This is a genomic window from Priestia sp. JV24 (assembly GCF_025910025.1).
Classification (GTDB): domain Bacteria; phylum Bacillota; class Bacilli; order Bacillales; family Bacillaceae_H; genus Priestia; species Priestia megaterium.
Genome location: NZ_JAPCIN010000038.1, coordinates 1 through 7,701, shown reverse-complemented (window position 1 = coordinate 7,701; position 7,701 = coordinate 1). Strand labels below are relative to the sequence as shown.

Annotated in this window: 7 protein-coding genes; 1 reads left to right on the top strand and 6 read right to left on the bottom strand. The window is 35.8% G+C overall.

Annotated elements, in window-relative coordinates; translation table 11 throughout:
• Window positions 1–686: 686 nt before the first annotated feature.
• Both OK414_RS27860 and OK414_RS27855 read right to left on the bottom strand, forming a co-directional pair.
• On the bottom strand, window positions 687–2,216 hold the full coding sequence (locus tag OK414_RS27860; protein WP_263046334.1) for a hypothetical protein: 1,530 nt from the start codon (window positions 2,214–2,216) through the stop codon (window positions 687–689).
• 162 nt (window positions 2,217–2,378) lie between these two features.
• Window positions 2,379–2,876 carry an HTH domain-containing protein gene (locus tag OK414_RS27855; RefSeq protein ID WP_234943168.1) on the bottom strand — a complete coding sequence of 166 codons (498 nt, stop codon included), beginning with the start codon at window positions 2,874–2,876 and terminating at the stop codon, window positions 2,379–2,381.
• Between the two features lie 425 nt (window positions 2,877–3,301).
• On the opposite strand from OK414_RS27855, the gene OK414_RS27850 reads away from it, so the two are divergent.
• Window positions 3,302–3,838 (top strand): replication/maintenance protein RepL, encoded by a 537-nt coding sequence (locus OK414_RS27850; protein ID WP_047934346.1) that lies wholly within the window; start codon window positions 3,302–3,304, stop codon window positions 3,836–3,838.
• A gap of 840 nt (window positions 3,839–4,678) precedes the next feature.
• Here OK414_RS27850 and OK414_RS27845 read toward each other — a convergent pair.
• From OK414_RS27845 to OK414_RS27830, 4 genes are all read right to left on the bottom strand, one after another.
• Window positions 4,679–5,362 (bottom strand): hypothetical protein, encoded by a 684-nt coding sequence (locus OK414_RS27845; protein ID WP_047934349.1) that lies wholly within the window; start codon window positions 5,360–5,362, stop codon window positions 4,679–4,681.
• A 159-nt stretch (window positions 5,363–5,521) separates the two neighbouring features.
• Window positions 5,522–6,088 (bottom strand): DUF3967 domain-containing protein, encoded by a 567-nt coding sequence (locus tag OK414_RS27840; protein WP_047934352.1) that lies wholly within the window; start codon window positions 6,086–6,088, stop codon window positions 5,522–5,524.
• Between the two features lie 239 nt (window positions 6,089–6,327).
• Entirely contained in the window at window positions 6,328–7,545 is a 1,218-nt protein-coding gene (locus OK414_RS27835; RefSeq protein ID WP_053215360.1) for a relaxase/mobilization nuclease domain-containing protein, read from the bottom strand.
• Window positions 7,527–7,679 (bottom strand): MobC family plasmid mobilization relaxosome protein, encoded by a 153-nt coding sequence (locus OK414_RS27830; RefSeq protein ID WP_264363551.1) that lies wholly within the window; start codon window positions 7,677–7,679, stop codon window positions 7,527–7,529. The genes OK414_RS27835 and OK414_RS27830 overlap by 19 nt, the downstream gene beginning before the upstream one ends.
• Window positions 7,680–7,701: the final 22 nt, after the last annotated feature.

Genomic DNA, 7,701 nt, shown 5'->3' with positions numbered 1-7,701 from the left:
GGACGTGGTGAACTTGGTGTAAAATTCCAGCTGTATGCTTCCATAATACACCAAACAGTCGGAATAAGGCAAGCTCTACAATTGGTACCCAATTGAGCTTGGTTATGCCAGGCATAACAATCCCCCCAACCCCCTTTTCAAGGGGGAGCCAAACCGCGGACGCTGTCCACACCTGCCAAAGGAAAGCTCCTTTGGAATGGCTTCTACAAACACCCCCAACCCCCTCAAACTTTGAGGGGGCTCCCTCGCCGGTTGGCGTCAAACAAACGTGTTTGTTTGAGTGCCAAGAGGGTTTGGGTGCAGAGACATTGTCAATTCCTTAATGCTCCCTACGGTCCGCTTACCATTGACAACGCAGCTTATCTCCCCCTTTGTTTTGGGATAGAGGCTGGCTTTTTATGTTTTTAAGTGTGTAGTTACTCTTGGAGTAAGATTATTACTTTTGAACAGCTGAATAGGCGATTCGGCAGGTATACTTGGGCAAACAAGCCGATCCCCCTATTTTCTTCGTTTTGGGTATGTCGGCTTGGCGAGAGATTCAAACCTGCCGAAATTTTTTTATCAATGGGAAAAGAGTGGAGATTTTTTGAATTCATTCAAAAAATACTACTCGAACGTTGAAAAAAAAATAGCCCTTATGTAAGAGCTATAAAACGTTTTTAATTTTAATTAAAATTTTTCTATTTTTATAAAACTTGAGGTGGCACAGTAATTCCATCGATTGCACATAATGAAAAAGCATAGATAACTGTTGGAGCAGCTAAATTATCAACAAAAAAACCAATACAATCACATATTTTTAATACAAAAAAACTAGTTGGTAATGTTGCTCCTCCCTCAAGTAGTAAATTTATGCTTAGTCCAAAAGTAGCTGCAGCTCTTAATTCGGATTCTAGCGTGTCACAACAACAAGATTTGTTAGGGTTATTTCTACATCCACATAAACAATCCTTGTTTCGATCTTCTGGCGGTATATTGTCACAGGTATTTGCAAAAGCCAATAAAAAATCAAAGATATCTGTAGTAGAAACTGGATTGTTTATAGCACTGATGCCAGCAATTTTATCAAGTCTGAAAGTTGTATTTGGAGTATTAGTTAATTGGTCTGCATTTTTAAATGTAACAGTAGAACAATCATTTACATTTGTAATGACTTGATTAAGGACTGGATTTGGTGTTACAGCTGTTGTATTTGCATAGATATTAATTGCTTTATCTTCTGGAGGAAGTATTGTAGATTGTACATTTTGTACTCTCCTTAATAAATCTGCTACTGAGGATGTACAACAATCACATCCTTTTTTGCAATTCTTATTACAGTCATCGTCTTTTCTACATTCCCTATCTTTTTTGTTATCGCACTTACACTCATCTTTTTTATTACAGTTACAACCACATGTTAGAGTTACCGGAACAGTTACTGTTACACCACTGACCGTTGTAGGCGTAGATATAGTCTGCGTATTATTTAAAGGAGAAGTATTTGTATGACCTCCAATATTTTGAGAACCTTGAGTTTGATCGCCGTGTCTTTGAAGCTGGAGTTGATCACCTAATGTTTGAGTTTGTTCTTCATCTTGTGTTTGTGTCAATCCTTCCTGAGTTTGAGTAGGATTTTGAGTAGAAGTCTGTGTAGGAGTAGTTGTAGATGTTTGAGTTGTTGTAGGAGTAGTAATATTTATCGGCGTAGTAATTGTATCTGTTTGAGGATTAGAAGTTTGAGTAACTGTCTGTTCTGGTGAAGGCCCTGTTATTACAGGATTTTGAGTAGTATTTTGTTCTTGCTCTATGACAGGACCTTCTTGTGTAGGCGTTTGAGTAGAAGTCTGTGCCTGACCCTGGTCTTGATCTGGACCTATTTGAGTTGGAGTCTGATTGTTATTTTGTTCTTGACCTTGGTTCTGTTCAGGACCTACTTGTGTTGGGGTCTGATTATTATCTTGTTCCTGTCCTACTGTCTGTTCGGGACCTTCTTGTGTAGGCGTTTGAGTACTATCTTGTTCTTGATCTACAGTTTGCTCTGGTCCTTCTTGAATAGGACTTTGACTTACTTTTTGAGTTTGTTCCTGGCAGTTGCAAGGATAGTGCATGCAGTTTGGACAATCCTCATGTTGACAGTCATATTTTTCATTACAACAACATTTCTCTTCCTCCTTTTTTCTATATTTTCTACATCTTCCGCGTTTCTTTTTGTCATAACGATGATCTGAGTTCATTTTAACTAACACTCTCTCTTATTTTATTCACCTGTTTTAATCGGCTATGTTACTTTATTCTCTCTAAGAATTAGAAGTTCGCCTATACCTTAAAAACGCTTTTTATAAGAGTTTATTTTGTAAAATAAACAAGAAAAATCACCTAAAATGCAGGTGATTTTTTTAATCCAATAATCCTTTTTCTTTAAACACTTTTCTTAAAGCCTCATTTACCAATTCAGATTTATAACTCTTTGGTACACGATCAATAATATGTAACACATCATCATCAAAATAAAAGCCTCTATAAACTCTTTTTGACCGATCTTTAGGTTGCTGCAACAATAAATCAATTGCATCTACTTTGCTAGCAGTTGTACTAGCGTTAGTACTTTCACTTTCATTTATAGTACTAATACTAGCTGCTACTTCGCTAGTAGCTAGCTTTTGTTCTGCTGGCATTTTACTGTTTTTAGAGATAAGTGTACTAAAATCAACATCTAAAGGCTCTGATTCTTCTCCAACATAGCGATAAATACCTTCCTTACTGTCCCATTCATAGCCTAATTTCTTAATCTTTAATTGAATCGTACGAGTACTTACATCATACTGATCAGCTAATTCTTTAATGGTGATTTCTTTCATCATAATGCCATTTAACATCTTTTTTACCAGCATCATACTAGCCCCCATTTTCGTTTTAAGATTATAGTACTAGTATTCAAATGCAAGATGATATTTCCTGCTATTACTTCTCTGACTTCTCTTATTTGTTAACATAAAACGTATTCTAGGAACAAAAAGAAGCCTCTAATTTAATTTCATTAGAGGCTTCTTTAATACGTACATAAAATAAAAGAAAAGAAGAAATAAGGCACTATAAACATTGATATAAGCGCTTTTTAGTAGATAGACTATAATTGTATACGTTATAAATTATAATCGTATTTATTATAGTTTATAATCACATTTGTTACTAATTATAATCATATTTATTATAATTTATAATCTAAAACAGATTATAAAAAGAAACAAAACAGCTTGAAAATAGTTTATATTTATAATACGATACAGATTATAAATATAAACTTAAAAGAGGTGTAGAGTTGAAAAGTTGGGAAAAAGAACTAGTCGGAGATACACAACGAAAAAAACTAAATAAAGAAGTAAAAGAAACAGTTACGAATGACGATGGAGAAAAGCTCTTCCAAAGACATATTGAGGAATCTTATGTTTCCAAAGAACCTGATTATGTAAAAATTTATCTAGATAATATCTTACAAATAAATAACCTATCAAGTGGAATTCAGAAGACATTAAACGTTCTTCTGAAAAGAATGGCTTACGACAACATCATTGTTTTAAATGCGTACATAAAAAAACAAATGGCTGAAGAATTAGGTTTTAATACAGTTCAAAGTCTAAATAATAACATCAATAAACTTGTTAAAGAAGGAATCATGAATAGAAAAGGAACAGGCACTTATGAAATGAATCCATTCTTATTTGGAAGAGGATCCTGGGATAATATTAAAAAAATAAGATTCCAGGTAGTATTTGAAGAAGGAAAGATTAGTCAAAAAGCAGATTTCGATTATAAAGATGAAGTCGCTGCAACTTATGAAAAAGAAAATATAGATTAAACATAAATTTTACTAACCTGAGCAAACTATTCAAGAAACTGGTAAGGTTTCAACCCTTTGGATAAATAAATGTAGCAGGAAAACTTACTGATCTCTGTCCAGTAAGTTTTTCGCTTCTTTAAGCTTTATATAGCACGTAAAGGTAGTTATCATAATTTTATTTGTAGGTATCTATATGTCATTTTGCTTTTAAGCTGTATATAATATACAAAACTAGTTAACATAATCACTCTTTCCGGAACACATCTCAAAAAAGAACCCTTACGCCCCAAGGGTTCGAAGAAGTTCTCTTTTTCTCTTTTATGCAGCTTTTTATACATCGTTGATAGAATAGGCATTCTATTGAGCAAATCAAGGAAAACAATGTATAAAAAGTACACCTTTTATTCATATGCTCAAAGTTGCCTTACATTGATTTAATTATAAAATAGTCGTAAAATTATTCTGACTACTTTTATGATTTGTAATGTTGTCAAACCCCTTAAGATAAAAAGCCGCCTCTCTTACCATACACTCAAGAGGTGGCTTTTTATTTTGCTAACGAGATTGATCACCTTTAGGGTGATTTTTTTTAGCCTTCAGGCTAACATTTTTCTAACGAAAAAATTATAAAAAGTTCCTTGCAATTCTATGAGCGAATTGCTACTAAACAATAGTGATAATAGAGAGAAAGTTTTAAAAGTGGCGTGAAGCCTTGGTATGACTGAGTTTGTCGGACTTTTTGGGGTGTTACGATTTCGTAACACTTTAATGCCTTTTTGTAACGTTTTCGTAACACCTAAATATTTCCAACATGAATAAAAAGGCCGTATCAAATTGATACGGCCTAGATAGTTTTATTTAAAAAAATCTAACTGGTAAATTTACTTTTTTTCCATTCTGATCTTTAAGTTTTTTCAAAGAATGCTGAAACAATCTCATTGTTAATTTATCTAACTTAACTTCATTTTTTCGTGGCGCGCAAATCATAATATAAGGATTCACAATCCATGTTCTAGGGCTTACAGAGCGACCATTTTCAGTTACTTGTCCTGCACCTTCAGGATTTAATAGAATCTCTTTTTCTTTTAAAGAATTCATAATTATAGATGTATTCTTTCTTGATTTCCCGATTATTTCTGCAATGTCTGAAACAGTTGCAGATTTAGGAAGTTCAAAGTCATCTTCTATAACATTTTTTCTTTTTTTCTTAAACTTATCTTCTCTGCAGATAATTACATTACTTTTAAACTCTAAATAAGCCTGAATTTTAAACAAAAAGCTCTCTTCAGCTTGAGTTAAATAACCAATTCGATTTAACAAATCTAAATTTCTATGCATAGTTTGATTAAACGGCTCCCCTGCAAAAGGATCTTTACTGGTTCCAACAAAATGATCTTCACCAGTAAGCTCTTTTAACTGATCTAATAAAGATTTTTTTAGTTCTTCAGCTTTTAACCTATTTCCTGAATCTTTCTCAAAGTCTCTTTTTCTAGCATTCTTTTCTGCTTCTGTGAAATCAATTCTGAAATTTCTTTTTTTCACTTGTTAATTCCTCTCCTCTAGCAGGAATTAACCGTTCTGTGTTAAAATAAAATTAATAAATTATAAAAACAGAAGGTTAACTCCTTCTCATTTTGTTAAGAAAAGCCCTTTGGTCCGTCAAAACTTGGGGGCTTTTCTTATTTTATTTTACAGGTAATCTTACCAAAATTTCCACCATTTCTTCTGATTCTCTACTGATGAAGCAATTAATCTCTTACTATCTTGTATTTCCCTTACCACTTGCAACAACTGATCATCTCTGGAACTGAGCTTCTCCTCGATCCGCTGCAAGCGTTCTTCATTTTTTCTCTCTAACTGTTCCAATTGCTCTAAACGTTCTAAACGATCTAATATTTTTTTCTGATTTTCAATGAACTCTAAACCCATCTGTTCTTGTATTTGCAAAGTGTTCTCCGGTAGAACGCCTAGCGTTCTACCTTCTGTTCTCTCGCTATCCTCAAGAACAATTCCCTCAATTTCATTATCCTTATCATCAGATAAAGCAATCTTAATAGCTGTTTCTACCTTTATTCCAGCTCCGTGTATTAAAGCTTTCATTCTACGTAAAAGGACAATATCTTTCTCTAAAAATGCTCGACTTTTCTTTGCACCTTTTACAAATTCATAACCTTCATTTTCTAAAGCAAGACACCATTTTCTTAATGTACTTGCTCCTATTTGTAATGTTTCTGCTACCTCTTTTGTCCAAAATGCTTTCTCGTTCACGTAGACGTCCCCCCAAGCATTCGAATAAAGAACACTTCTATAAGAAAAAGCTAATTCCTCTTAAACAGGGCTTAGGGTTTGTCTTTTAACAAACTGAATTGCACTTAAATTTTTAGCCTAAGCTTATACCAAATAACCCAAAGAACCATTTAAACAAGAAAAAAACAGGTACCATAAAGACCGCTGCACCAGCCCCGTATTTTATCCAATCCAACCAACCATTGAACACTACACCTAACTTAGCGTTCGATATCATAGTCTTGCTGTTTTTTTCGACCTCGCTGAGCTCCGCCTTCGCTGTCGCGCTCAAGTTGTCGAACTTGCTCCCCAGGTTGTTGTTGATCTTCTCGAGTTCGTCCTTGATCACTTGATTGTTTGTTTGGAACTCGTTGTTTAGAAACTCCTGATTCTTTTTCATCTCGCTGTGCAATACCCTGATGGCCGTCTTCATCTCGGCCAAAGTTTCCTTCGTATATTGCTTGTGCTCTAAGATGGCGGTCTCTAATTTGTTGATCGATGTCAGCGAAGTTAATCTCATTTCCGCTTGTACTTCTTGGCTCGTCTGTTTGATCTGTTCGAGCTCTTGCTGCATCATCATCTCTTTGTTCATGTTTTCTTTCAGAAACGTCGAGAGATAGCCCTCTGTCGCTCTGAGACGTAAAATCATCTCTTCGTATATTCCCTTCAAATCCTCGGTTGACTGTTGTTTCTGAATTTCTTGTCTCTCTTTCTCTTGTAACTTGTCTTTCAAAGCCATGTAAAATCGTCTCCTTTTCGTACGCCAACCCCAATTTAGTGCCACGTACCTTTTTATTCGATTCTAGATGCTCATACGTGATGTTTTTGCCTCTTAAAGTCGCTTGGACGCCCTGCTCTTTTAAACGTTCCTGGAACTCTTCAAAACTAGCTGTCTGCTCCTTGGCTTGATCGATGGCCGTCCGAATTTCATCCTTCCAACTTGACTCGCCTTTCTCAAGTAATGACTGTTCAGCCAATGTATAGCGAACATCGGCTGAGCGCTCTTCTACAATGGACAGCCCATGTTCCTTGCACAGTTCATCACTTATTTTCCGCACATGGTCAATAGCCTCTTGACCATGCGCATGAAACTTTCGGCCATCCTCATAGTTCACCGAATTAATCACGATGTGGTTATGGATATGATCCTTGTCCGTATGCGTATAGACGGCTACCTCATGACCCTTTGCCAGCTTTTCAGCCAACTTTAGCCCCATTTCATTCGCTTGGTGGGGATCTACCTCATCCGGCTTAAACGACTGAATCACATGATGAGCCTGTATGCCGCCGTTCTTGCCCCATATTTCCCTTGTAGCCTTAAATTGGTTCCGAACATAATCCACATCGCAATCAAGCGAATTTGACACCTCAGCGCGCTTCTCAGCGTACTTCAATAACGCATTGGCGTTTTTCGTCGTACTCAGCTTAATTGTTGCCATGCTGCAGCCAATCCTTTTTTAATTTCGTCGAGATTGTATACCAATCTCTCAAGCTCCTGTTCACTTAATTGTTCAATGTCTCTTGCGTTGCACCATTTCGCAATCTGGTTCACATTGGTACCCAGAGCACGCAATTCCTTCGCGATGGCCAGAGCG

What these genes read in the sequence shown, in the direction of transcription:
- OK414_RS27860 (WP_263046334.1), bottom strand. Translation starts at nt 2,216, where the DNA reads ATGAACTCAGATCATCGTTATGACAAAAAGAAACGCGGAAGATGTAGA.
- OK414_RS27855 (WP_234943168.1), bottom strand. Translation starts at nt 2,876, where the DNA reads ATGATGCTGGTAAAAAAGATGTTAAATGGCATTATGATGAAAGAAATC.
- OK414_RS27835 (WP_053215360.1), bottom strand. Translation starts at nt 7,545, where the DNA reads ATGGCAACAATTAAGCTGAGTACGACGAAAAACGCCAATGCGTTATTG.